The organism is Treponema sp. HNW, assembly GCF_050320395.1.
Taxonomy (GTDB): Bacteria; Spirochaetota; Spirochaetia; order Treponematales; family Treponemataceae; genus Treponema_C.
In genome coordinates, this window is sequence record NZ_CP144459.1 from 595,015 (window position 1) to 617,794 (window position 22,780).

Sequence of the window (22,780 nt, forward strand, 5' to 3'; positions counted from 1 at the left end):
TAATTACACACACAGGAAAATTCCAATGAGTGACGAATATGTTCTCCGTATGGAGGGTATAACAAAGCAATTCCCCGGTGTTTTGGCGCTTGATAATGTTTCAATCAACGTAAGACCGGGTACCGTGCACGCTCTTATGGGAGAAAACGGCGCGGGAAAATCCACCCTCATGAAGTGTTTGTTCGGTATGTACCATCCGGACGGGGGCAGGGTTATATTTAAAGGTAAAGAAGTCAAATTTCACGATGCAAAAGACGCTTTGGAAGCCGGTATTTCGATGATTCACCAGGAATTGTCGAATGTTCCGCACCGTACCGTAGCTCAAAATATTTGGCTCGGCCGCGAACCCGTGCGTGCCGGTAAACTGCCTTTTATAAATCATCATAAAATGATTGAAGATACGGCTCATTTGCTTAAACAGCTTGATATGCCCATATCGCCTTCGGCCAGAATGGCGGACTTGTCGATTTCGGCCCAGCAAACCTGCGAAATAGCAAAAGCGGTTTCGTACGGCGCCGCCGTTGTCGTAATGGACGAGCCTACTTCTTCTTTGTCGGAAAAAGAAGTTGAACATCTTTTTAAAATTGTAAACGATTTGCGCTCCCAGGGCGTTGCAGTTATATATATTTCACACCGCATGAACGAGATATTCCGTATTGCGGACGAAGTAACGGTTATGCGCGACGGTACAAAGGTCGGAACTTATCCGGCTTCAGAACTTAACGAAGATAAGCTTATAAACCTGATGATAGGCCGCGTTACAACCCAGCGGTTTCCGCCGGTCGATACCGTGCCGGGTGAGGTATGTTTAAAGGTTGAACACCTTTCTTCGCCGAATCCCCATTCCTTCCAGGATATCAGTTTCGATCTGCGTAAGTCCGAAATCTTAGGAATAGGCGGTTTGGTCGGTGCCCAGCGCTCCGAAATGGTTGAAGCTTTGTTCGGTTTGCGCGCCGTTACGGTCGGCGAAATAACCGTTCACGGTAAAAAGGTTAAAATCCGTTCTCCGCGCGATGCGATTAAAAATAAAATCGGTCTTATCACCGAAGACCGCCGCGGTACCGGTATATTCCCCCTCTTGTCGATTACAAAAAACACGGCAATAGCCGCGGTTACGACAAATACCGAAAAAAAATATCTGAATAAGTTCCGTCTTATCCGCCATAACGAAGTGGAAAAAATGGCAACCGGTTTGAGCTTGCTGCTCAGGACAAAGACGCCGTCCATGAATACGCAAATACAAAACCTGTCCGGCGGAAACCAGCAAAAGGTTATCGTAAGCCGCTGGCTTATGACCCTGCCGGATATTCTCATTATGGATGAGCCGACGCGCGGTATAGACGTCGGGGCAAAGTATGAAATATACACCATAATGACGGAATTGGTAAAAGAGGGTAAATCGATTATCATGGTTTCTTCGGAAATGCCCGAACTTATCGGTATGTCGCAGCGCGTTATGGTATTATGTAACGGACGGCTTACCGGTATTTTGGACAAAAAGGATGCCGATCAGGAATCGATTATGCGTTTGGCTACGAAATTTTCGGATTAAGGAAAACCGAACATCACGTTTTTAGTGAGGAGAAATATTATGGAGAAGTTATTGATAAACCGCCGTACATTAAAGGAATTCGGCAGTAAATATACTAACTACATTACCTTTGTAGTGCTTTTTATCGTATTGGGTATTTTAACGAAAGGCGGTTCGATGGAAGTCGCATCGCTTCAAAACCTTGTTATTGCCGAATCGGTCAGAGCTTTCGCAGCACTGGGTGTCGGTATGATTATCATCACACGCGGTATCGACCTTTCGATCGGTTTTATGGTATGTCTTACCACCAGTATCGCCGCATCTTTTTCGCAAAACCCCGATTACAGCTCGGCTATGTATCCGGGTGTCGACTTTCCCTTGTTTTTGCCCATCGTTGCGGCAATGCTCGTAGGTCTTTTATTCGGCGCTTTTAACGGAACCCTCGTCGCCTATGCAAAACTTCCGCCCTTTATTGCAACCCTCGGTACCATGTCTTTGGCCCGCGGTATTCAGCTTATTTATACCCAGGCAAAGGTTGTCGGAAGCGTAAAGGACAGTTATAAGCAAATTGCGCAGGGCTTTATAGGCCCCGTTCCGAACCTCGTCATTTATGTAGCGGTTGCATCCTTCCTTGTCTGGCTTTTGTTAAAACATACGCGGTTGGGGGCAAACTTTTATGCAATAGGCGGTAACCCGCAGGCTGCCCGTGTAGCGGGAATAAATGTTGAAGCAAACCTCGTTATCGTATACGCTTTAGCCGGTCTTTTATACGGTATTGCAGGCGTTTTACAGTCTTCCCGCCTCGGTCTTGCCAACTCGCTTACCGGTCAGGGTATGGAACTTGACGCCATTGCGGCGGTTACGGTCGGCGGTATTTCCCAGTCCGGCGGTGTCGGAACCATGGGCGGTATGCTTGTCGGTGTATTGACGATGGGTATTATCAACTACGGTATGACCTATTTAAGTATCGACTCATATTACCAGCTTTTGGTTAAGGGTACGATTATTATTATCGCCGTATATTTCGATATGCGCAAAAATGCCCGCAAAGCATAAGCGCTTCGGATTGATACAAAAGGATTCTTAAAACGGGAAGTTACGGAAGTGGTTACGATAAAAGATGTTGCTCACGATGCAGGAGTTTCAACCGCAACGGTGTCGCGTGTATTGAATAATGACACAAAGGTTTCCGAAGAAAAACGCCGAGCCGTAAACACTTCCATTGCCCGTTTAAAATACCGCCTTTATCCGGCTGCCCGTAATTTAAAAATGGGAACAAGCAAAACAATCGGGGTGATAGCCCCCGAATTGTCCAACTATTTTTTTATGTTTTTATGCGAATGCGTGGAAAAAGTTTTGCGCCAAGCCGGATACTCGATGATTTTGTGTTGTTCCAACGATTCCGTTGCAATTGAAAAAAAACGACTTGATTATCTTGCCGGTCAGTTTGTCGACGGTATTATAGCCATTCCCGTAAGCCCCTCATACAGCCATTTTAAACGCGTTCATAAGGATATTCCCCTTGTTTTGGTTGACCGCAATTTCAGCGGTTTACCCACCGACTGCGTTTTGGTGGATAACAGCGGCGGAAGCCGCCAAGCCGTCTGTGCCCTCATAGCCGACGGTTTTAAAAGAATAGCCTTTATCGGCGGGCATACCGATTCGATGACCAGCCATGAGCGCTTCGACGGCTATTCTCAAGCATTGCATGGGGCGGGCTTTAAAGTTGATGACAATCTTGTCGTGCAAACGGGGATGAACCTGGAGGGCGGTTATAAGGCTATGGATATAATGCTTGCGCGTAGGACTCCGCCTGATGCCTACTTTTGCGTAAACCTTATGGTAACGCTCGGGGCTGCAAAACGGGTAATGGAAGAAAGTGAAGCGGTGCAAAAAAAAATAGTTTTCGCGGCCTTTGACGATGTCTATTATTCTTCGCTTATTTCCTGGTGCAGATATTTTGTCGCTCAGCCTATGCAGGATATAGGAACAAAGGCTGCGGAATTGATGCTTGAACGCATTCGCAATCCCGAAAGGGAATATCGTGAAATACGATTGCCTACAACGCTTATTAAACGTTGACGGGTTTCGCATTATAGAGTACCGGCCGCTGCCGAAGCGTTTCCGGTACTTGACGGAAATAAAGCTTTGCTTTCGCTGAGCGTTATTTTCCTAATTGACTTGCCGTAGGAGGTACATATATGGCAAAAAGCAGACTTATCGGTGAATATCCTATCATCGGTATTCGCCCCACTATCGACGGAAGACAGGGACCGCTTAACGTTCGCGCCGCTCTGGAAGAACAGACGATGAACATGGCAAAGGCGGCCGCAAAGCTTTTTAAAAAGCATGTCCGCTATACAAACGGTGAGCCCGTTAAAGTTATTATTGCCGATACAACCATCGGACGCGTTGCCGAAGCGGCTGCCTGCGCCGAAAAATTTAAAAAGGCCGGCGTAGACATTACCTTAACCGTAACGCCTTGCTGGTGCTACGGTTCGGAAACCATGGACATGGATCCGATGACCATTAAAGCCGTATGGGGGTTTAACGGAACCGAACGCCCCGGTGCCGTTTATCTGGCCGCCGTTTTGGCAGGCCATGCACAAAAAGGATTGCCCGCATTCGGTATTTACGGACACGACGTACAGGAAGCCGATGCAAAAGATATTCCTTCAGACGTACAGGAAAAACTTTTGCGCTTTGCCCGTTCCGCCGTTGCAGCCGCAACCATGCGCGGAAAATCATACTTACAAATCGGTTCGATTTGTATGGGTATCGCCGGTTCCATCATCGACCCCTCATTCTTTGAAAGCTACCTGGGTATGCGCGTCGAATCCGTTGACGAAGTGGAAATTATCCGCCGCATGACCGAAGGTATCTACGATAAAAAAGAATACGAAAAAGCCCTTGCATGGACAAAAAAGCATTGTCCCGAAGGCGTGGATATGAATCCGGCCAATATGAAAAAGTCGGATAAGGAAAAAGCCGAATCATGGGAATTTGTCGTTAAAATGATGTGTATCATCAAAGATTTGTACAACGGCAATCAAAATCTTCCGGAAGGCTGCTCTGAAGAAAAGGTCGGACACAATGCAATCGTTGGCGGTTTCCAGGGTCAGCGCCAGTGGACGGACTTTTATCCGAACTGCGACTTCCCCGAAGCCATGCTGAACTCTTCGTTCGACTGGAACGGCGCGAGAGAGCCCTATGTTTTGGCAACCGAAAACGATACCTTAAACGGCGTTTCCATGCTGTTCGGAAAACTCCTGACCGGTACAGCTCAGATATTCTCCGACGTACGCACTTATTGGAGCGCCGATGCGGTTAAAAAAGCTTCCGGCTACGAATTGGAAGGCGTTGCAAAAGATGCCGGCGGCTTTTTGCACCTTATCAACTCCGGAGCCAGCTGTTTGGATGCGAGTGCCGAAATGAAAGATAAAAAAGGCAACGGCATCATGAAACCTTTCTGGGAAGTTACCGAAGAAGATCAAAAAGCCTGTCTTAAAGCAACCACGTGGTGTGCCGCCGACTTCGGCTATTTCCGCGGAGGCGGTTTTTCCTCGCGCTTTGTAACGAACGCCGAAATGCCCGTAACGATGACCCGTTTGAACATTGTAAAAGGCTTAGGACCGGTTATCCAAATTGCCGAAGGATGGACCGTCTTGCTGCCGGATGAAGTAACCGATAAGCTTTGGCTGCGTACAAACTACACTTGGCCCTGCACCTGGTTTGCCCCGCGCATTACGGGTAAGGGTGCCTTTACTTCCGCATACGACGTTATGAACAACTGGGGCGCAAATCACGGTGCCATCAGCTACGGACACATCGGAGCGGACTTGATTACCCTTTGTTCAATTTTGCGCATTCCCGTTTGTATGCACAACGTGCCGGAGGATAAGGTGTTCCGCCCCGCCGCATGGAATGCATTCGGTATGGATAAAGAAGGACAGGACTACCGCGCATGTAAGGCATACGGCCCCATGTACGGACAGTACTGAAAACAATAAAAAAGGCCGCCCTCGGGATTTTCCCGGGCAGCCTTTTCCCGAAACAAGGAAAACGGAACTGTCCGAAAACTTATGTTTTTGAACGGTTCCGGTTTTGCCTTGTTGTTGTGGGTTGTCAAAAAGGCTTTTACCTTATTGACAACCTTTTTTTTAAAACTTAACCGCTTTGATGCCTTTTACGGTATAAGCGTAATTTTGCTCGTTGATTTCAAAATTCAGCTCATCGCCTTCTTTTGCGTTCATCAATGCGTTTCCGAAGGGCGACATATACGAAATGATTTTGTTGTCCGGATCCGATTCCCAGGGGCCCAAAATCGTGTATTCTTCTTCTTCTCCGCTTTCTTTATTATGCAAAAATACCGTATTGCCGAACGAAACGCGGGCGGTTGTAATGGTTGACGGGTCGAATACCTGCGCACGGTCGATTTCGTCCTGTAAGCGCGATGCCGAAGCGTTTAGCTGCTGCTGGCGTTCTTTTGCGGCCTTGTATTCGGCGTTTTCACGCAAGTCGCCCTGGGCAAGGGCTTCTCCTATTTCTTTGGAGTTTTCCGGAATTTCGACGGAAACGATGTGTTCAAGCTGCTTTTTCTTTTGATCCATCATTTTTGCGGTAACGATGAGGCCGCGCGTTACAACGGTTTTTTCTTCCATGCCGTAAAACTTAAAGCCGGAGTGTTTTTCCAAAATGCGGTTACGCATATTCATTTTGATTGCCGGATCCAAGTCGCGCACATCGTTTACCAGCGTATATAAGCGGGTAATCGTATCCTCGTCGTTTTCAAGCATATAGTTGAGCAGGGTGTTTTCTTTGAACAGCAAAAGCTGGATATGCCGGTTGATTTTGCGGTTTTCCGTTGTATCGCGGTGGTTTGCGATTTCACGGTAACTTAAATCCAAAATGTGAATCAAAGTGATAAGCTGTTTTTCAAAGCTTATGCCGGTTTCGGTAAACCATTCTTCATTTTGGCAGTCGCGGAAAAAGAAAATAACCGCTTCCCGGTAATCGCGGTAGTTTTCAAAGCTGGTGACGGCTAGGCGGCTTACCAAATCCTTGTGTCCGTTATTCAGCAATGCGGTAAGCATATCGGCCTGCAAGACGGTCGGGAATAAACGGACATATTGTTTCGGCCAATCAACCAGCAGAGTGCGTATACAGTTGATAAAGTCTTTGCGTAAATAGGTGTTTTTGGTATCTTTTAACGCAAGGTATACGGCATTGGGATTTTCGATTTCATTGTACAGCTGCTCGAAGGTGTAGGAAATACCGGGGTTCATGTGCGGGAAGCGGGTTACAATGCGTTTGATAACCAAAAAAGCCGCAATCGTTTGCTCGTTGACCGACGAAAAAGCGCGAAGATAACCGGTAAAATACGAAAATATATCGGCAAAAAGTTCGGATTCGGGGTCGGCATCTTCGGCAAAACGCATTAAAATATCGATACGCATAAAAAAGTTCTTTTGCGCTTTAAACTCGTTCGACAGTTTTTCTTCCTGAGAAATGGCCCTGTCGCGCACGGTGTACATGGTAATATCGTTGGGATTGACGCCGAATGTCGGGTCGTTTTCGAGCACTTTGCGGGCGCCCGTGTTCCAGCTTGTCCATTCACCGGCGGTTAAAATCGTGGGAACCAATTCGGCCTTTATGCGCTTAAAGTCGCAGTTATTGCCGAAGCTCTTTATAATGACTTTTAAAGCCCATGCCTTATCGGCTTTAATCATTTTTGCCAATTCTTCTTTTGATTTGGTAGCCTTTAAAACCCAAATGTGGTCTTTATGCAGGGGCTGCAGGGCATTGACGGCCATTTTAAGCGACATATTGCGCACGCCGAATTTTTTTCCGAAGTTGATAACCAAATCGTCATCTTCCACTTTACGTATAAGACCGACACCCCATGAGCGGTGAAAGACGAAGTTTTTTGCATCAAAGGCAATGTGTTTTTCAAAATCGCCGAGGGCTTCAAATACGTTGCGCCAGCTTTGGGTTAAGTTCGATACGCGGATATAGTCTTCCAAACGGCTGTGGTCGGCGTATTTACCTCGGAAACATTCAACCAAATCTTTGCGCGCCGCCGAATCCTTTTCGTCTACCGATAAAATCAGTTTTATAATATCGATTGCCGTATCCCAGTCGCCTTTTTCTTTGTAGTATACGAATAATTCCTGCATTAATGCGGCGCTGCGTATATCGCTTATCGATTTTGCGATTTTGCGCTGCACAAGGTAAAAAAAGTCTATTTCTTCAGGGATAAGGGATACGAGCTTTGTCCATATTTCCTTGACCTGATTTAAAGTTTTACGGTTTACGTAACGAAGCAGGGCCTTTTTATAGTAATCAACGGCATCTTCCGTATTGCCGTCTTTTTCGTATTTTTCGGCCAACAGTTTTGCAATATCGGCTTCTTCGTAATCGAGTTTTACAAGACTTTCGTATACATCCCAAATTTTGTCGCTGTTTTCTTCGCGGTATGCGTTTGCCAAAGTCCGAAGGGCGAATTTATTGCTTTCATCTTCATCCAAAATGCTTTCGCACAAATAGATAACAATCGGATTTTTATGATTGTCCTGAAAAATATTTACAAGCGATATAAGCGGGGAATTGTCGAGTGTTTTTTTCTTAAGGCCCAGCATACCGGAAATGTAGAGGGCGATAATGCTGTTTTTTGTGTGTGAAAGATGTTCATCGCAGGCAGCCTGCACTTCGTCCATGCAGTTTTCCGAGCGGGCTTTTTCGACAACGGCTGCCAGTTCTATAAAGTGGTTTTTTGTATAATTACCGATTGCCGCTCGAGTCCACTTTTCTTCATTCAGCATATCCTGAACGGATTTAATCAAAGTTTCCGACATATTTTTCTCCTTCCGTAGATTAGGCCCGTTTTACACCGTATACATATCGTATATCGAACCGTCCAATAATTTTATCTTCAATAATAACTCGTTTATGCGCTTCCGTTCGCCGTTTGTCGTTATATAATGGTCTATAAGCCAAAAATAACGGTTTATAAGGCGCGGTACAATCAAATCGGCTTCGTCTCCGGCTTCCTTTAATTCGTTTTCAAGGGAAAACACCGCCTGCTTAAGCTTTCCGGCTTCCAGTGCCCGCAGTTCCCGTTTTATGTTAAAAACACCGTAGAGTACGCCGTATACGGGAATCCATTCCTGTAGAGCGCCGCCGCTGTATCCCTGTTCCGCCGTGCGCTCGGCAAGGCGGCAAAATAATTCTGATTCCAAAAAGGAATTATCCACTTTTTGCGGTTCAACAAAAAAAGCCTCTCGGAAAAGCACTTTCGCCGTTTTTTCTTCTCCGCTCAGCGCATAACAATCCGCCAATTCGGCCAATATGTCTGCGGATTGCGGGTTGAGCGTATTCGCTTCCTGAAAAAGGGCTATCCCCGTTTCGTAGTTACCCAAAAGCTTGTTACACAATCCCGCCTTCGACAAAACCTCGGCTTTTAACATTTTATTTTTTTCATTCAGCATGCCGCGGTAGAGCTCCAAAGCCGTTGTGCATACACCCGTTTTTACCGCAAATAAAGCCCGTTCAAAAATTCTGCCCTGACGTATATAGGCGCTGAAGTTTTTCCATTCACTCAGCAATAATTCGGCGCGCTCATATGCGTCCGCAACCGCTTCGGCTTTTCGGAATACGTCGGTCCAATAACCGGCACACTTGACTGCAAACAGAATTTCTTCGTTTTCAAGCGCTCCGGATAATACTTCTTCCAATACCGCTTTCGCTTTTCGGGGGTTTCCCTCTTTTAGCAAATTGAAAGCTGCGGTTAATTCTGTCTCGGACGGAATACCCATAATATCTTATATATTATCGCAGATTAGGCCTTTTTAGTCAATTACGGTAATTGCATCAAAATCGATTATAGGGTACATTGATTTCTTTAAATATGCACGCCGACAGAGGTCTTTTGCATTGTTGACTGTAAAGCCGCTTCGGTGTATTATTGAACAATGTTTGAAGTAAAAGACACCGATTTTTTCGATTTGGAAGAAGACGATTTCGATACCGTTTTGGCTTCCGATATAACGTTTTCGGGGAGCATTTGTTTTACCCGGCCTTTTATGATTAAGGGGACTATGGACGGTTCCATTACCGCAACGGGCGACCTCGTAGTAGACAGCGGTGCTTGCGTAACGGCGGATATTACCGCCCGGCGCGTTTTGGTACGCGGTAAGGTTACGGGTAATATAGAAGCAAAGGGACTGGTTTTCGTTACTTCCGGCGGTTCCGTTTTCGGCGATATTACTTCCGAAAAGGTGGTGCTTGAACCCGGCAGTGTTTTTTCAGGCCGCTGTACCATGCTGCAAAGTTAATGAGGTTGATATGAATAAAAAAAATGCTTTTTTATGCCTTGTTTTTTTTGTAATTACCGCTTTTTGTTTTGCTCAGGAAAGTCCGGCTTTAAGCGAAGTTTTGCAGTCCGCACCCGCCTCTGCGGAAAATCCGGCTGAAAATCCGGGTGAAGAACGCATTGCGCCTGCCGAAGTTCAGCGGCCTTCCCGTCCCGCTCCCGCCCAAAACACCCAACGGCAAAAGCCCGACGCTTTAAAATTATATACGGCCGGTCGCTATGCCGAAGCCGTTGCCGTATGCGAACAGGAAATAAAAGAAAAACCGAATAATATAGAATCTTATGTCGTTTTGTGCTGGAGCCTGGTGCGTAACCGTCAGTATTCCGAAGCCGAATACTGGGCTTTGCAGGGACGTAAAATATCGCAATATGACCAGCGTCTGGTTGAAATTCTGGGCGAAGCGAAATTTTATTTGGGGCAAAACCGCGAAGCTTTGGCACTGTTTCAGGAATATATTTCCCTGGTCGGAGAAAAGGGGAGCCGCTTGGGTGAATCCTACTATTTCATGGGAGAGATTTACATTCGCCTTGCGCGCTACAACCATGCCGATATAGCCTTTTCTCAGGCTGTCCGTACCGAACCCCTCTATGATTATTGGTGGACACGGCTCGGCTATGCGCGCGAAATGGCCGGAAATTTTGCCTTATCCGCGGCCGCATACGAAAAAGCTTTGGAACTTAACGCGGGACAAGCCGACGCTTTACGGGGCAGAGACAGGGTCCGCGCCCGTTTATGAAGCAAAATCCGACTGTCAGATTTGAAACGCTCGGTTGTAAATTAAATCAAATCGAATCCGAAAGTGCGGCCCGCGCCTTTTCCGAGGGGGGCTTCGACTGCAGGATGGGGACGGTTACATCCGCCTCTTCTTCCGATGCGCATACTCTTTTATGCATTGTTAATACCTGTACCGTTACCGCAAAGGCCGAGCAAAAATGCAGGCGGCTTATACGGCTTCTTTTGCAAAAATATCCCTGTGCGGCAATCCTCGTTACCGGCTGTTATGCCCAGCTCGATTCTCTGCTTTTAAGCGCCATCGATAAAAGAATTGCCGTATTGGGCGGCCGCCGTAAAGACGCCCTGGTGCAGCTTCCCGCATTTTTACGTGCATACACGCAGCGAAGCGGCGGACACGGGCTTTGTGCGGGAGAGCTTCTTGCCGCGGAACTGCGCTCCCTTTATGACGAAGCATCCGGATTTAAGCCCGATTTGCAGCCGCAAGAACTTAAAAAGGCGGCCTTTGTCCTTTCAACCGATACTTTTTTGCAGCACTCGAGGCCCTCCCTTAAAATTCAGGACGGCTGCGATAACCGCTGTTCCTATTGCCGTATTTGTTTTGCGCGCGGTCCCTCGGTTTCTCTGCAAGCCGATACCGTACTCGAACGGGTTTTACAGCTCGAAAAAGCCGGACACCCCGAGGTTGTTTTAACCGGAGTAAATCTGGGGCAGTACCGTTTTGAAAGAGGCGGCCTTTCCGCCCTTCTTGCCTATCTTTTGGAACATACCGCGCGTATAGCGTTTCGGCTTTCAAGTTTGCACCCGCAGATCGTAGATGATGCTTTATGCCGCGTCTTATCCGACGGGCGTATACGGCCGCATTTTCATCTTTCGGTGCAGTCCGGAAGCGATAAGGTTTTAACCGCTATGCGCCGCCCCTATAAAGCCGATTGCGTTCGTCAAGCGGTTGAGCGTCTGCGTTCCGTAAAGCCGTTTGCCTTTATTGCCTGCGATATTATTGCGGGCTTTCCCGGTGAAAGCCGCGAAGATTTTGAGCACACCCTTGATTTGTGCCGCTCGTGTAATTTTTCGTGGATACATGCTTTTCCCTTTTCGCCCCGTCCGGGAACGGCCGCCTGCACTATGAAAGAAAGCGTTTCCCCCCGTGAAGCGCACAAGCGGGTATATGAGTTGACCCTGATTGCCGAAGCGCAAAAAAAAGCTTATATAGAAGGCTGTATCGGAAAACGATTTAAAGCCGTTATCGAAAAATTCCGTAAAGGTGAGGTACGGGCGGTTACCGAGAATTTTTTGCACGTTCGTGTCCAAAGAGCTTCCGAATCGCCGCTCGGTTTGAAGACGCGTGATAACACCCCCGAACATCTCGGAGGAAGTGAAGTTACACTTTATATAAAGGCCGTGAATGAAACGGGTTTTCAAGGCGAAGACTGCGAAGCCTTTGCCGCTTTGGATGAACATTCGGCACATTGATTCCTTGGGTACAAAGACTGTACCCCCTGCTGAAAAATTCTTCTGTTTAATTCTTGAAAAAATGTTATAATTAAGGTAAGGAGGCCTCTATATGAAGTTTTTTAAATACACATCCTTATACGTTTTTATAGCCGTGTCCGCGTTACTTCCCTTTACGGGTGCTTCCTGTTCCGTTTTTACGACACCGCTGGGAAAAGCCCTTAAACGAAACCAAACCGCCGTTTTGAAAAGAGCTTCCGCTTCCGAATTGATAGAGTTCTCCCGTACGCCCTATGCGTCTTCGCCTGAAACAACAAAGGCTTTGATGGACTTATTGGCCGGTACGGATATTGAGGAATTGACAGCCTTATCATTGCGTGATAAGGAAACCGCCTTAAAGCTTGCAATGGACGTTTCGTTTCCGATGAGTACTTTAAAGAGCGTAACGCAGGAAGCTTTAATCGCCGTGGATGGAGGCCTGAGCAATGAAGAGGCGGGCCGTATCATTATAAAATTAATTGACGGTATAAATACCTTTAATACTTCGGCGCTTTCCGCTCTTTTAACCGATACGGAGGTTATGCGTTCTGCGGATTCTTCGGTTTTAGTCGATGCGTCTCTTGCCCTGCTTATACAGACAACCGCCGATATATATGATTCGGCAGCTCATGATATTGATTTTAAAAACGATTCCGTTGACACAATTATCAATAAGATACTCGGCGGACAATCCGGTTTTGAAGAAAAAAAAGCGGCCCTTAGGGCATCCCTGACGGCGATTAAACTCTTATCGGGAGAATCGGTCAAATCATCGGCCGAAATACCGGTTTTAAGGGTTATTGATGCGTCGCAGACAAAATTTATCGGCTTAATTCCGCTTGACACATTTTTGGCGGGATTCGGTAAATGAGTTTCTAAAACTTTGTTTGTCCCGATTTTTCTTGCTTTCGCGGCGAAAATGTGTTACACTCATAGTATAATAAGGCTTTCGAAAAAGGATTGGGCGCGGTTTTCGTTCCGCACCGTTCTTTGTTCGATATTTTGTTTTATCCGGAGGAACATATGAAAAAAAAGTTTGAAAACGTTTTGTTTATCTGCCATTGTGTTTTATTTTTAATCCTCTTTTCTTCCTGTCAAATGTTTACCACTTCCTTGGGTAAACCGTTTCAACGGAATCAAAAGGATTTTTTGAAAAAGGCATCGGCAAGCGAACTCTTGGCTTTTTCACAGGGACCGAATGCTTCAAACAATGAAACCGTTAAAGCCGTATTGGATTTATTGTCGGAAAAAGCCCCTGAGGAATTAAAGGCTCTTCCCCTCGGCGATAAAGAAGCCGCTTTAAATTTAACCTTGGATGCAACCCTTCCTATGAAAAAAGTAAGCCAAATTCTGGAAGAAGCCCAAACGCTTACAGGCGGCGGCGGGGGAAATCCCGAGCAGCTTGTAAAAAATCTTTTAAACGGCATCGATACCTTTGATACAACCGCTTCGACGCAGCTTTTAAGCGACAACGAAGCAATGAAAAACGCCAAGCCCGATGCGCTGGCCAATGCCGCTGTTGCCGTAATTGTGCAGGTTGCGGCAAAAAACGGCGGTTATGATAAAATTAAACAAAATATACAAGCAGGCGGCGGAAATCTTAGCTTTAAAGACGATACTGCGGATACGATTGTAACTAAAATGCTCGGTGCGAGTGCTTCTCAGGAGGACAAAGACACGCTTAAAGCCGCCGTAAATGCGGCAAAACTTTTGTCGGGTGCCGCAAATGCGCAGGATTCGGCAGGACAAACGGTTACCAGACCCGGTCTTGACCCGAAAAATATAAAGCTTTTAGGCGCGGTTCCCCTCGAGAGTATATTGGGCGCTTTTTAAAATTAAAAACGGAGTTTTACAATGAAAAAAATTATATCTTTCTTTTTGGTCTTATGTGCTTTTTCCGTACTGTTTGCGTATACGCCGCGGCGTATCGAACCGGTAGAAACCCGCTCCGAAGCTTTCGGAGGCCCTTATTTTACGGATACGACATCGGTATACAGCCTCTTTTCAAATCCCGCCGCCCTCGGCTTTATCGAAAAGAAAACGCTTTGGCCCCCGATTGCGGCTATGGGCTTGGGCGGTCCTCTTAATAAACTGTTCGACATGTCTAAAACTCTGACCGGCGGAGGCAATCCGGCGGACTTGCAAAATTCAATCGGCGGTATTATCGGCGAATCGGGCTTGAGCTTAGGTGTCAAAATCGGAGGCCCCTTAACCTTCGGTGCCGTTCGTAATAATTTCGGCTGGGGGTTTGTGAACACGATTGGCGTTGACGCAAATATCTTTTCGATCGGGCGCTCCGATGTGCGCGGCGGGGGCGGACTGGGGCTTGTTCTCGGTTACGGATATCCCCTCGATTTGGGCAGTGCCGGTATTTTATCGATCGGTTTTTCTGGCCGTGCGATGAGCCAGCTTGAAACCCTGTATGATCAGGGTGTTATAGACTTGGTTATGAATTCCGCTTGGGCGGATATTCCGGCCTATCTGTCATTCGGCTTCGGCCTTGACCTCGGCGTTCAATATAAGGTATTTGATTTTTTAAGCATTGCCGCGGTATGGCAGGATTTGTATGCCCCCGTATGGATAAAAACCTATCCTAAAATTGTCGAATTCGGACAAAACGGCGGAAAATTCACCTACGCTCTCATAGAGCCCCGTTTGGGATTCGGACTGAAGGCCGATATTCCTATTTCGAAGATTACCGCCGGTATTATTTCCGAATGGGCGGTCTATGCCGACTATAATAATATATGGCGGTTTTTCCGTAAAAACGCCCTGTACCGAAACCCCGTCCTTGAACTGTCTTTCGGAACGGAATTGGTTCTCTTTAAAATCATCGCCTTGCGTATCGGGGTAAATGAAATGTATCCGGCCGCGGGAGTAGGATTGAACTTGGGCAAGTTTAAAATGGACTTTTCGATTTTCGGAAAAGAACTCGGCTTCGAGCCCGGTTATAATCCTCAGTTGAATACGGGATTTTCGATGCTCATAAAATATTGATTATTATATAAAAGGGGTATTGACACTTTTACCGAGATGAGTTATGCTGGTCGAGCATTCAAATTGAGAATGCGATGGGCCACTAGCTCAGTAGGTAGAGCAACGCCCTTTTAAGGCGTGGGTCACGTGTTCGAATCACGTGTGGCTCATGAAAAGGCCGTTCCGGAAGCTTTCGGAACGGCCTTTTTTATAAGCGGACACCTTGCTTCGAAAGCCGCTTGCGCTTTTATTACTTTAATATTCGGGAGTGTCTCGGCCTATTTACAATTCGGCAAGCATTTGTGCGGGGTTTTCGGGAGCCTTGACGTTTGTAAAAGCTTTTGCGATTACGCCCTTTTCGTCAATCAAATAGGTAGTACGCACAATTCCCATGCTCTTTTTCCCGTACATGATTTTTTCCCGCCATACGTCGTAGTCTTTGATTGTCTTTAACTCCGTATCGGCAAGCAAGGTAAAGGGAAGGTTAAAATCGTTTTCAAATTTTTTATGAGACGCAACTCCGTCCTTACTTACACCCAATATAACCGCATTTTTTTCGGTAAATTGCGGGTACAATTCCGCAAATCCGCAAGCCTGTTTTGTACAACCCGGCGTATTGTCTTTCGGATAAAAATATAAAATAATCTTTTTTCCCGCATAGTCTTTTAAGCTGTGCACGGTACCGTTTTGGTCCGGCAGCGTAAAGTCGGGTGCCTTTGTTCCTTCCGTAAGCATATTGCCTCCTTATTGTTTTTTTGCGGTTGATTTTACAGCCGCCTTTGTTTCTTTTACAGCCGTTTTTTTTACAGCCGTTTTTTGGGGATTTGCTTTGCTTCCCGAAAAATCCTGAGGAAAATCTTTGATATGGATGTCCGTTTGTGTAAAGGGAATCTCGATACCTGCTTTTTTCAAAGTGTCGTTTACATCGATAAAAATCGAGTTGCGCAGATTCACAAAATCATCGATTTTTGTCCATGTAAGCAGGGTGAGGTTGACACCTGAAGGTGAAAAAGCCGACCATAACAATGAGGGGGCCGGGTCATCCACGCAAAACTGATTTCGCTTGGCCGTGTCCAACAGGAGTTGTTCAAGTTTGCTCAAATCGGTACCGTAAGGAACCGATAATTCCGTTCGCACCCTGCGGAAAGGGAAATGCGAGTAATTTATGAGGTTTGCTTTAATTATGGTTTCGTTGGGAACCCGCACATATTGGCTGTCAAAGGTTTTTAAGACCACGGATAATAGATTGATTGCCTGTACGGTACCGATGGTTCCGGCTATTTCGATAATATCGCCGATTTTAAAGGCGCGTTCCGTAATGACAAAGAGACCCGAAATAACGTTTGAAATTGACGTTTGGGCTGCAAAACCGATGGCGATACCGGCTATTCCCGCCGCACCCAATATGGCGCTGATGTTGATACCGAGCCGATTAAATATCGTTACAACAATAACGGTAAAGGCACTGTAGTGAATGATTTTATTGACAATATGCTGGGTTTGCAATGAGGATTTATGGATAATGAATTTTTTTACAAGGACGCTGAGTATTTTGAAAAAAATGTAAATAAGCGCAAGCGTCATGACAAATTGGGCTGCTTTCCATAAGCCGGCAGCGCTCAGATCCGCTTTAAATCCGGTTACCGATAAAAAGAATTTTTCAAGAGATGTTGTTAATGTGTTCATACAAAAAAGTGTATCACAAGTAGAAAAAAATGAGAATAGGAAAAGAGAAGGGCCTTGTTAAAACCTTTGGTTTAGCAAGGCCCCGGTGTTTTTTACGGCATTATTTTTCGGCGTATGCTTTTTTTAGCGAAAGCAAAAATAAAATTAAACCCGTACCGGTTAAAATATGGCCTATGCCCGCAATGCCCGATATGGATGCATCGAGGCCCTTTGAAAGCGTTATGTTCAATACCTGAGGTATGCCGCGTACTACCATCATAACGGCGGTCAGGGGTACTCCGATATTGTACAATTTCAAAAAGGTGCGGAAGGTTTTAAATTCAGATAAATCCTTATGGGCGCTGAACAGGGCGGCAAGTAAAAAAATCACCATGCCCAAGAGGAAGAGGTGAGGGTGTACCTTGCCCAAAGCGGTTGTACCCGAAAAGCCGTTCCACTTTGTAAATTCCCGGTAAAAGACACCGCCTGCGGCGGCAGCCAAGGCATAGATAAATGCCGTATCCAAATATTTTTTCATTTTTTCTCCTGTGAAAAACATTTCAATGAGACCTGGCTCAAAATCTTTAACGTGCCGTACCCGTATCGTTTTTTCTCATTGCCTGAAAACCTATGACAACAGTCCATACATAGGCACAGGTTTTGGGAATCATTAAGATACCGGTAAGCGGAAAGGTATCCGAAAAAAGAACAACCGGAATATAAAACCCGAAGCTGAGTACGATGGTAAGCCAAAGTAAACCGAATGCCTTATCGTTGTTTTCTTTTGCACTTTTGTAAAATAAAACGATAATTAAAAGCCCCAGAATCGTAAAGGGAATGTTACGGTAAATAGCCCATGAAAGCGGGGAAACCGGACTTGTCCATGCATTTTGCGGCATAAAGCAAAGTACGATGCGCAGTACGGAGAGTATATATACCGCTGCCGTTATGTTTTTTTTCTCGGTAATACCGTAGCGCTCGCGCCATACGTGATAGAGCAAAACATAAAAAAGGGTCATCGTTACCGAGGTGATCCATTTTCCGATACCGAGGGATACAACATGATTTTCAAGTCCCGTCGTTAAAAGGGCTGTCGAACGGGGAATAAGGTGAAAAGCATCTCCGAATCCCAGGGTAACAGCCATAATTCCGTAGAGCAAAAACTGTTTTTGCCCCTTTGCATTTTTGATCATAAGAATACCGAGGATAATAACCGTCGGTAAATAAATAAAATCAAAAATCGTTTCCATAATTGCCTGCATATTTCGTCCTCCGAAAATAAATATGAACAATGTTCATGTTGTGGTATATAAAAACCGGTATCCGGAAAAATCAAACGGATTTTTACGCGGATCCGGCTTTTTACACAATTAAGGGTATATGATTTTTCGTATACCCGCTATCAATACAGCGCACGACTGTTTTTGCAAAATCAACAAGCCGATAAAATTCGTCAATACAAGGTCGGTAAAATCTTCTTCACTGAAGTCCTTGGAAAAAAGATTTTTTTTGACGGCCGTATCCGCTTGTAATATACAGAGCATTTCCCTTTTTACCGATGAAAAATAACCATACATTTTTTTCCGGGCCTCCTCTTTGGAGTTTCCGGTAAAGTTCATCGAGTGTGCGGTAAAAAAGTCGGGATACTTCACCGTTCCCTTTTTGATTTTTTTAAAAACGGCTTCCATATATTCGGTAAACGAAATGCCCGGCTTGTATTTTGATGCGGTACCGAAGATACTGTGCCATACGCTTTCAACCGCAGCCATAATCAAAGCGTCTTTTGAGTAAAAGTAATTATATACCGAACCCAGCGCTATATTACAGCGTTTTGCAACGGCGCGCATATTTAAAGCGGCCAAGCCCTTTTCGGACACTATCGCCTTACATGCTTCAAGTATTTCTTCTTTCGATGTTGCCGCCGTATTGATACAAGCCTCCTTAAACTGAACGTTGTTCATTATAACCTTTTTTTATTTTTTGTCAAGTGTTTTTTATCCTCGGCAGTCTTTGCAAAAAAAATAAAAAAGGGTCTTGCGGCCTGCTTTTGTCCGGCTTTTTGCATTGACAAAGTGCAGTCGAAATTTTACAATTCATTTCATTATGAAGGCTGACACTTTCTTAACTTTTTACGGGAGATGCTATGAATCTGCGCGGAAGAAATTTTTTAAAACTGCTTGATTTTACCTCGGATGAAATTCGGTATTTACTCGATTTATCCGCTGAATTAAAACGGATGAAAATGGCGGGGGTATCTCACCGTTATTTGACGGGAAAAAATATAGTATTGCTGTTTGAAAAAACATCGACGCGTACCCGCTGTGCTTTTGAAGTGGGGGCTATGGATTTGGGGTTGGGGGTAACCTTTTTGGATCCCGGCTCAAGCCAGATGGGGAAAAAAGAAAGCATTGCCGATACCGCGCGCGTTCTCGGACGTATGTACGACGGTATTGAATACCGCGGTTTTTCGCAAAAGATTGTTGAAGATATTGCACGCTATTCGGGTGTTCCCGTTTGGAACGGCTTGACCGACGACTTTCATCCGACCCAAGTGCTTGCAGCCCTGTTAACCATAGAAGAAAAGCTGGGCCGGCTTCGCGGTTTAAATTTTACCTTTATGGGAGATGCGCGAAATAACGTCGCCAATTCGATGATGATAGGCTGCGCAAAGATGGGGCTGAACTTTACCGCCTGCGCTCCTTCTCACCTGTATCCTAAGGCCGAGCTGATACGGGAAGCCGAAAAAATTGCGGCAAAAACGGGCTCGACCCTGCGTTTTACATCCGACATTGACGAGGGGGCATCCGATACGGATATTATCTATACCGATATTTGGGTGTCGATGGGAGAGCCCGACAGCGTATGGGAAGAGCGCATTGCCGCATTAAAAAAATATCAAGTCAATAAGGACTTAATGGCAAAGGCTAAACCGACGGCTCTTTTTATGCACTGTCTTCCGTCTTTTCACGATACGAATACGAGTATCGGAGCCGAAATCGCAAAAAAATTCGGGCTGCCTGAAATGGAAGTTACGGATGAAGTATTCGAGTCGGAACAGTCGGTTGTCTTCGACGAGGCGGAAAACCGCATGCATACGATAAAGGCCGTTATGTATGCGACTTTAAAATAAAGATGAGCCGGGATAATCTTATGAAAACAAAAACGCTTGTTATAGCTTTGGGCGGAAACGCATTGGGTAATACACCCGAAGAACAACTCAAGCTGACCGAACATACGGCTTCGGTAATTGCTTCTCTTGCCGAAGAAGGACACCGCATTATCATTGCCCACGGCAACGGTCCTCAAGTCGGTATGATAAATGCCGCCTTCGATTTTTCCTCTGAAAAAGGAGGCGGTACTCCTTCCATGCCCTTTCCCGAATGCGGAGCCATGTCGCAGGGCTATATCGGTTACCACATTGCCCAAGCCGTACAAAACGAACTGAAAAAACGCGGCATAAAGCGAAACTGTGCATGTCTTGTAACGCAGGTACTTGTCGATGAAAACGACGGCGCTTTCGACAAGCCTTCAAAGCCTATCGGAAGCTTTATGTCTAAAGAAAAAGCCGAACACATTGCCGCTCAAACGGGTTTTGTATTTGCCGAAGATGCAGGGCGCGGCTGGAGGAGGGTAGTACCTTCTCCTCTTCCTAAAAAGATTATCGAACTTGATACGGTTCAAGCCTTAAGCGAAGGCGGCACCCTCGTTATTACTGTCGGAGGCGGCGGTATACCGGTTATTCAAAATAAGGACGGCCGGTTAAGCGGTATTCCCGCCGTTATCGACAAAGACAGGTCTGCCGCCCTTCTTGCACGGGAGCTGAAAGCGGATATGCTGATTATTTTAACCGCCGTAGAAAAGGTGTGTCTTGATTTTAATAAGCCCTCTGAAAAAGCTCTCGATGCTTTAAGCTGCGAGGATGCCACGCGCCGTATAAAAGAAGGGCATTTTGCCCCCGGCTCCATGCTCCCGAAAATCGAAGCCTGTGTGGACTTTTTGGAACATTCCGGTGAGGGAAGCGAAGCGCTTATCACCTCCCTCGAAAAGGCAAAAGAAGCCCTGCACGGTAAAACCGGTACAAGGCTGTACAAATGAAAGCGGGGAAAACCGCAGGGCACGCCAAATTCGCAAAGAAAATAAAAAAGAGGGCTCGTTAGTTCCCGTAGAGCCTTTGCGTTTCCCGCGTCCCCTGCGTGACTGCCCCGTTTTGCAGTTTTTTTTCAGCAGGTAGGGTATTTTACTGCGGCTTAGGTATCCGCTTCGGCAATTTTGCGGTATTTTGCCGCCAATGAGCGGGCCTTTTCGGCTGCAAGGCCGCGGTAGCGTTCGGGTTTTTCAAAAAACGAAGCTGCATCCTCTATACCGAGCATTTCCAAGCGGGCGGTGATACGCTCAAAGGTTTCCTTTTGCTTTTGCAGGGCTTCAAAAAAGCTTATGCCGGAGTGTTCCGCATCGAGGGTAATTTTGCGTATAACTTCGTGGGCATCCGAAACGCCGCTTTCGGCAAGCAAAAGATAGGCGGGCTCCGCAAGAATGCCGCCTTTTACCTTACCGCCTGCCGCGTTTAAGTTGCGCATCATGCCTTCGGCATCCGCATTAAGGCCGGCAACAACGTTTTTCATACGTTCCGCGGCGAGGGTAAAGCCCGTTAAGTAGTCGGCGACAAAACGCTGACTTGCCGAGTTTGTCAAATCTCTCTGGTGCTCGGAAATCTGGTCCATAAAAAAAGTCATAACGCGCGGTGCAAAAGCCTTCCATAAGGATTTTACGTGTTCGCTGTTCCAAGGGTTGCGCTTTTGCGGCATGGTTGAAGAACCTACCTGATCGGCACTGAAATATTCGAATACTTCGCCGATTTCGCTGCGCTGCAAATTGCGTAAATCGTCGGCAAGGTTTGCCAAAATGCCGAAAGCCACATTGCATTCCAGTAAGAGGCGCAAAAGATATTCGGGTTCCACAAGCTGGGTTGAATGTTCGGAAGGTTGAAGTCCCAAATAGCCCAAATATAAACGCTCAAGTTCTTCCGGGTCTTTTACGAGCATGGATGTACCGTTGTAGGCGCCGACCGGACCTGCAAGTTTTCCGCGCAAATTTTTTGACAAGCGCTCTATTTCGATAATCGATTTTCCCAACCGGCTTACATATTCGGCGATTGCAAAGCCGAATGTTACGGGTACCGCATGCTGGCCGTGGGTGCGCCCCGTTTGCGGAACTTCGGCATCCCGTTCGGCTATGTCGCACAGGTGTTTTTCCAAGCCGCGCAATACGGGTAAAATAACCTGCTGCACGCAGTCCCGTATACGCATCGAAAGGGCCGTATCCAAAATGTCGACGCTGGTTGCGCCCAAGTGTACCAGAGGCGCCGTTTCACTCGGAACCATCGTTTTAAGCACGTTTACAAGGGCGCGTATATTGTGTTTTGTTTTTTCTTCTTCGGCATAAACGCGCGCAGGGTCAATTGTCCATGCAACGGTGTCGAGTTTTTCTTCGGTTTCCGCATCGAGTGTACCGCGCATTTTAAGGTGAGCCTTTATAAGGGCGGTTTCGGCCTTGGCGCAGGAAATAACGGCCGCCTGCTCGGAAATATATGAAGATAAATCGTTAAAAACTTTCGCTTCCGAAAGCGAATAGCGGTGGTCCAAGGGAGAAATGTTTAAAAAAATACTGCGTGATTCCATAATGTTATAGACTCTCTTTTTCTGCTTGTAAAAAGCGGAGATATGTTTGTAAAATACGTTCCTGCGCTTGTTCCACTTGAATGAGAGGAACCGTACCTATTCTCATCTTTTCATCAGTAAGCGCGGCCGCGTCCTCTTTCGGCATAAGGCCTTCAATAAACTCATTCATTTGCGGAGATGCGCCTTTGAGCGCAAGTACCGTATCCCGTATGGAAAATTCGGCTATTGTCTTTTGTACAACGGCTGTATCCGCCGTAAGTAAATCTTCAAACGAGCGTGGCACCATATTATCCTCCGCATACTGAATTTATTACAGTATAACATATACGAGCGGT

At 46.2% G+C, this 22,780-nt stretch carries 21 protein-coding genes and 1 tRNA gene; 13 read left to right on the forward strand and 9 right to left on the reverse strand.

Annotated features, from left to right (window positions below):
• Positions 1-25: 25 nt before the first annotated feature.
• From V1L52_RS02715 to V1L52_RS02730, 4 genes are all read left to right on the forward strand, one after another.
• Positions 26-1,552 (forward strand): sugar ABC transporter ATP-binding protein, encoded by a 1,527-nt coding sequence (locus V1L52_RS02715; protein WP_428770768.1) that lies wholly within the window; start codon positions 26-28, stop codon positions 1,550-1,552.
• A 39-nt stretch (positions 1,553-1,591) separates the two neighbouring features.
• Positions 1,592-2,587, forward strand: a complete 996-nt coding sequence (locus V1L52_RS02720; protein ID WP_428770769.1) for an ABC transporter permease — start codon at positions 1,592-1,594, stop codon at positions 2,585-2,587.
• 48 nt (positions 2,588-2,635) lie between these two features.
• Positions 2,636-3,613, forward strand: a complete 978-nt coding sequence (locus V1L52_RS02725; RefSeq protein ID WP_428770770.1) for a LacI family DNA-binding transcriptional regulator — start codon at positions 2,636-2,638, stop codon at positions 3,611-3,613.
• 119 nt (positions 3,614-3,732) lie between these two features.
• Positions 3,733-5,532: an L-fucose isomerase gene (locus V1L52_RS02730; protein ID WP_428770771.1), complete on the forward strand. Its 1,800-nt coding sequence runs from the start codon at positions 3,733-3,735 to the stop codon at positions 5,530-5,532.
• A gap of 159 nt (positions 5,533-5,691) precedes the next feature.
• Here V1L52_RS02730 and greA read toward each other — a convergent pair whose 3' ends face one another.
• Together greA and V1L52_RS02740 are read right to left on the reverse strand one after the other, a co-directional pair.
• Complete coding sequence (greA, locus tag V1L52_RS02735) at positions 5,692-8,385, reverse strand: transcription elongation factor GreA (protein ID WP_428770772.1); 2,694 nt, start codon at positions 8,383-8,385, stop codon at positions 5,692-5,694.
• Positions 8,386-8,415: 30 nt separating this feature from the next.
• The gene (locus V1L52_RS02740) at positions 8,416-9,345 is read right to left on the reverse strand and encodes a tetratricopeptide repeat protein (RefSeq protein ID WP_428770773.1); all 930 of its coding nucleotides are present in this window, start codon (positions 9,343-9,345) and stop codon (positions 8,416-8,418) included.
• Positions 9,346-9,501: 156 nt separating this feature from the next.
• Between V1L52_RS02740 and V1L52_RS02745 the strand changes: the two genes are divergently transcribed.
• The 7 genes from V1L52_RS02745 (at position 9,502) to V1L52_RS02775 (ending at position 15,272) form a co-directional block, all read left to right on the forward strand.
• Positions 9,502-9,864, forward strand: a complete 363-nt coding sequence (locus tag V1L52_RS02745; protein WP_428770774.1) for a bactofilin family protein — start codon at positions 9,502-9,504, stop codon at positions 9,862-9,864.
• A 10-nt stretch (positions 9,865-9,874) separates the two neighbouring features.
• Entirely contained in the window at positions 9,875-10,639 is a 765-nt protein-coding gene (locus V1L52_RS02750) for a tetratricopeptide repeat protein (RefSeq protein ID WP_428770775.1), read from the forward strand.
• On the forward strand, positions 10,636-12,108 hold the full coding sequence (gene mtaB, locus V1L52_RS02755) for a tRNA (N(6)-L-threonylcarbamoyladenosine(37)-C(2))-methylthiotransferase MtaB (RefSeq protein ID WP_428770776.1): 1,473 nt from the start codon (positions 10,636-10,638) through the stop codon (positions 12,106-12,108). The genes V1L52_RS02750 and mtaB overlap by 4 nt, the downstream gene beginning before the upstream one ends.
• A 91-nt stretch (positions 12,109-12,199) precedes the next feature.
• Positions 12,200-12,997, forward strand: a complete 798-nt coding sequence (locus V1L52_RS02760) for a hypothetical protein (RefSeq protein ID WP_428770777.1) — start codon at positions 12,200-12,202, stop codon at positions 12,995-12,997.
• A gap of 152 nt (positions 12,998-13,149) precedes the next feature.
• Entirely contained in the window at positions 13,150-13,959 is an 810-nt protein-coding gene (locus V1L52_RS02765; RefSeq protein ID WP_428770778.1) for a hypothetical protein, read from the forward strand.
• Between the two features lie 21 nt (positions 13,960-13,980).
• Positions 13,981-15,123 carry a hypothetical protein gene (locus tag V1L52_RS02770; RefSeq protein WP_428770779.1) on the forward strand — a complete coding sequence of 381 codons (1,143 nt, stop codon included), beginning with the start codon at positions 13,981-13,983 and terminating at the stop codon, positions 15,121-15,123.
• Positions 15,124-15,199: 76 nt separating this feature from the next.
• Positions 15,200-15,272: transfer RNA gene (locus V1L52_RS02775), tRNA-Lys, on the forward strand.
• A gap of 112 nt (positions 15,273-15,384) precedes the next feature.
• On the opposite strand, the gene V1L52_RS02780 is transcribed toward V1L52_RS02775, so the two are convergent.
• The 5 genes from V1L52_RS02780 to V1L52_RS02800 form a co-directional block, all read right to left on the reverse strand.
• Positions 15,385-15,837, reverse strand: a complete 453-nt coding sequence (locus tag V1L52_RS02780; protein ID WP_428770780.1) for a peroxiredoxin — start codon at positions 15,835-15,837, stop codon at positions 15,385-15,387.
• Positions 15,838-15,846: 9 nt separating this feature from the next.
• Positions 15,847-16,788, reverse strand: coding sequence for a mechanosensitive ion channel family protein (locus tag V1L52_RS02785; RefSeq protein ID WP_428770781.1), 942 nt, complete (start codon positions 16,786-16,788; stop codon positions 15,847-15,849).
• A gap of 100 nt (positions 16,789-16,888) precedes the next feature.
• Positions 16,889-17,305 (reverse strand): DUF2871 domain-containing protein, encoded by a 417-nt coding sequence (locus tag V1L52_RS02790; protein ID WP_428770782.1) that lies wholly within the window; start codon positions 17,303-17,305, stop codon positions 16,889-16,891.
• Positions 17,306-17,351: 46 nt separating this feature from the next.
• The gene (locus tag V1L52_RS02795; protein ID WP_428770783.1) at positions 17,352-18,029 is read right to left on the reverse strand and encodes a hypothetical protein; all 678 of its coding nucleotides are present in this window, start codon (positions 18,027-18,029) and stop codon (positions 17,352-17,354) included.
• A gap of 108 nt (positions 18,030-18,137) precedes the next feature.
• On the reverse strand, positions 18,138-18,728 hold the full coding sequence (locus V1L52_RS02800; RefSeq protein WP_428770784.1) for a TetR/AcrR family transcriptional regulator: 591 nt from the start codon (positions 18,726-18,728) through the stop codon (positions 18,138-18,140).
• 182 nt (positions 18,729-18,910) lie between these two features.
• Between V1L52_RS02800 and argF the strand changes: the two genes are divergently transcribed.
• Positions 18,911-19,897 (forward strand): ornithine carbamoyltransferase, encoded by a 987-nt coding sequence (gene argF, locus V1L52_RS02805; RefSeq protein WP_428770785.1) that lies wholly within the window; start codon positions 18,911-18,913, stop codon positions 19,895-19,897.
• 20 nt (positions 19,898-19,917) lie between these two features.
• The gene (gene arcC, locus V1L52_RS02810; protein ID WP_428770786.1) at positions 19,918-20,862 is read left to right on the forward strand and encodes a carbamate kinase; all 945 of its coding nucleotides are present in this window, start codon (positions 19,918-19,920) and stop codon (positions 20,860-20,862) included.
• A gap of 152 nt (positions 20,863-21,014) precedes the next feature.
• Here the strand turns inward: arcC and V1L52_RS02815 are convergent, their stop codons facing one another.
• Both V1L52_RS02815 and V1L52_RS02820 read right to left on the reverse strand, forming a co-directional pair.
• The gene (locus V1L52_RS02815) at positions 21,015-22,445 is read right to left on the reverse strand and encodes a lyase family protein (RefSeq protein WP_428770787.1); all 1,431 of its coding nucleotides are present in this window, start codon (positions 22,443-22,445) and stop codon (positions 21,015-21,017) included.
• A 4-nt stretch (positions 22,446-22,449) separates the two neighbouring features.
• Positions 22,450-22,731 (reverse strand): FliG C-terminal domain-containing protein, encoded by a 282-nt coding sequence (locus V1L52_RS02820; RefSeq protein WP_428770788.1) that lies wholly within the window; start codon positions 22,729-22,731, stop codon positions 22,450-22,452.
• Positions 22,732-22,780: the final 49 nt, after the last annotated feature.

Excerpts from the sequence above, each read along its gene's own strand:
- V1L52_RS02715 (WP_428770768.1), top strand. The coding sequence starts at position 26 with ATGAGTGACGAATATGTTCTCCGTATGGAGGGTATAACAAAGCAATTC.
- V1L52_RS02720 (WP_428770769.1), top strand. The coding sequence starts at position 1,592 with ATGGAGAAGTTATTGATAAACCGCCGTACATTAAAGGAATTCGGCAGT.
- V1L52_RS02730 (WP_428770771.1), top strand. The coding sequence starts at position 3,733 with ATGGCAAAAAGCAGACTTATCGGTGAATATCCTATCATCGGTATTCGC.
- greA (WP_428770772.1), bottom strand. The coding sequence starts at position 8,385 with ATGTCGGAAACTTTGATTAAATCCGTTCAGGATATGCTGAATGAAGAA.
- V1L52_RS02740 (WP_428770773.1), bottom strand. The coding sequence starts at position 9,345 with ATGGGTATTCCGTCCGAGACAGAATTAACCGCAGCTTTCAATTTGCTA.
- V1L52_RS02745 (WP_428770774.1), top strand. The coding sequence starts at position 9,502 with ATGTTTGAAGTAAAAGACACCGATTTTTTCGATTTGGAAGAAGACGAT.
- V1L52_RS02750 (WP_428770775.1), top strand. The coding sequence starts at position 9,875 with ATGAATAAAAAAAATGCTTTTTTATGCCTTGTTTTTTTTGTAATTACC.
- mtaB (WP_428770776.1), top strand. The coding sequence starts at position 10,636 with ATGAAGCAAAATCCGACTGTCAGATTTGAAACGCTCGGTTGTAAATTA.
- V1L52_RS02760 (WP_428770777.1), top strand. The coding sequence starts at position 12,200 with ATGAAGTTTTTTAAATACACATCCTTATACGTTTTTATAGCCGTGTCC.
- V1L52_RS02765 (WP_428770778.1), top strand. The coding sequence starts at position 13,150 with ATGAAAAAAAAGTTTGAAAACGTTTTGTTTATCTGCCATTGTGTTTTA.
- V1L52_RS02770 (WP_428770779.1), top strand. The coding sequence starts at position 13,981 with ATGAAAAAAATTATATCTTTCTTTTTGGTCTTATGTGCTTTTTCCGTA.
- V1L52_RS02780 (WP_428770780.1), bottom strand. The coding sequence starts at position 15,837 with ATGCTTACGGAAGGAACAAAGGCACCCGACTTTACGCTGCCGGACCAA.
- V1L52_RS02785 (WP_428770781.1), bottom strand. The coding sequence starts at position 16,788 with ATGAACACATTAACAACATCTCTTGAAAAATTCTTTTTATCGGTAACC.
- V1L52_RS02790 (WP_428770782.1), bottom strand. The coding sequence starts at position 17,305 with ATGAAAAAATATTTGGATACGGCATTTATCTATGCCTTGGCTGCCGCC.
- V1L52_RS02795 (WP_428770783.1), bottom strand. The coding sequence starts at position 18,029 with ATGCAGGCAATTATGGAAACGATTTTTGATTTTATTTATTTACCGACG.
- V1L52_RS02800 (WP_428770784.1), bottom strand. The coding sequence starts at position 18,728 with ATGAACAACGTTCAGTTTAAGGAGGCTTGTATCAATACGGCGGCAACA.
- argF (WP_428770785.1), top strand. The coding sequence starts at position 18,911 with ATGAATCTGCGCGGAAGAAATTTTTTAAAACTGCTTGATTTTACCTCG.
- arcC (WP_428770786.1), top strand. The coding sequence starts at position 19,918 with ATGAAAACAAAAACGCTTGTTATAGCTTTGGGCGGAAACGCATTGGGT.
- V1L52_RS02815 (WP_428770787.1), bottom strand. The coding sequence starts at position 22,445 with ATGGAATCACGCAGTATTTTTTTAAACATTTCTCCCTTGGACCACCGC.
- V1L52_RS02820 (WP_428770788.1), bottom strand. The coding sequence starts at position 22,731 with ATGGTGCCACGCTCGTTTGAAGATTTACTTACGGCGGATACAGCCGTT.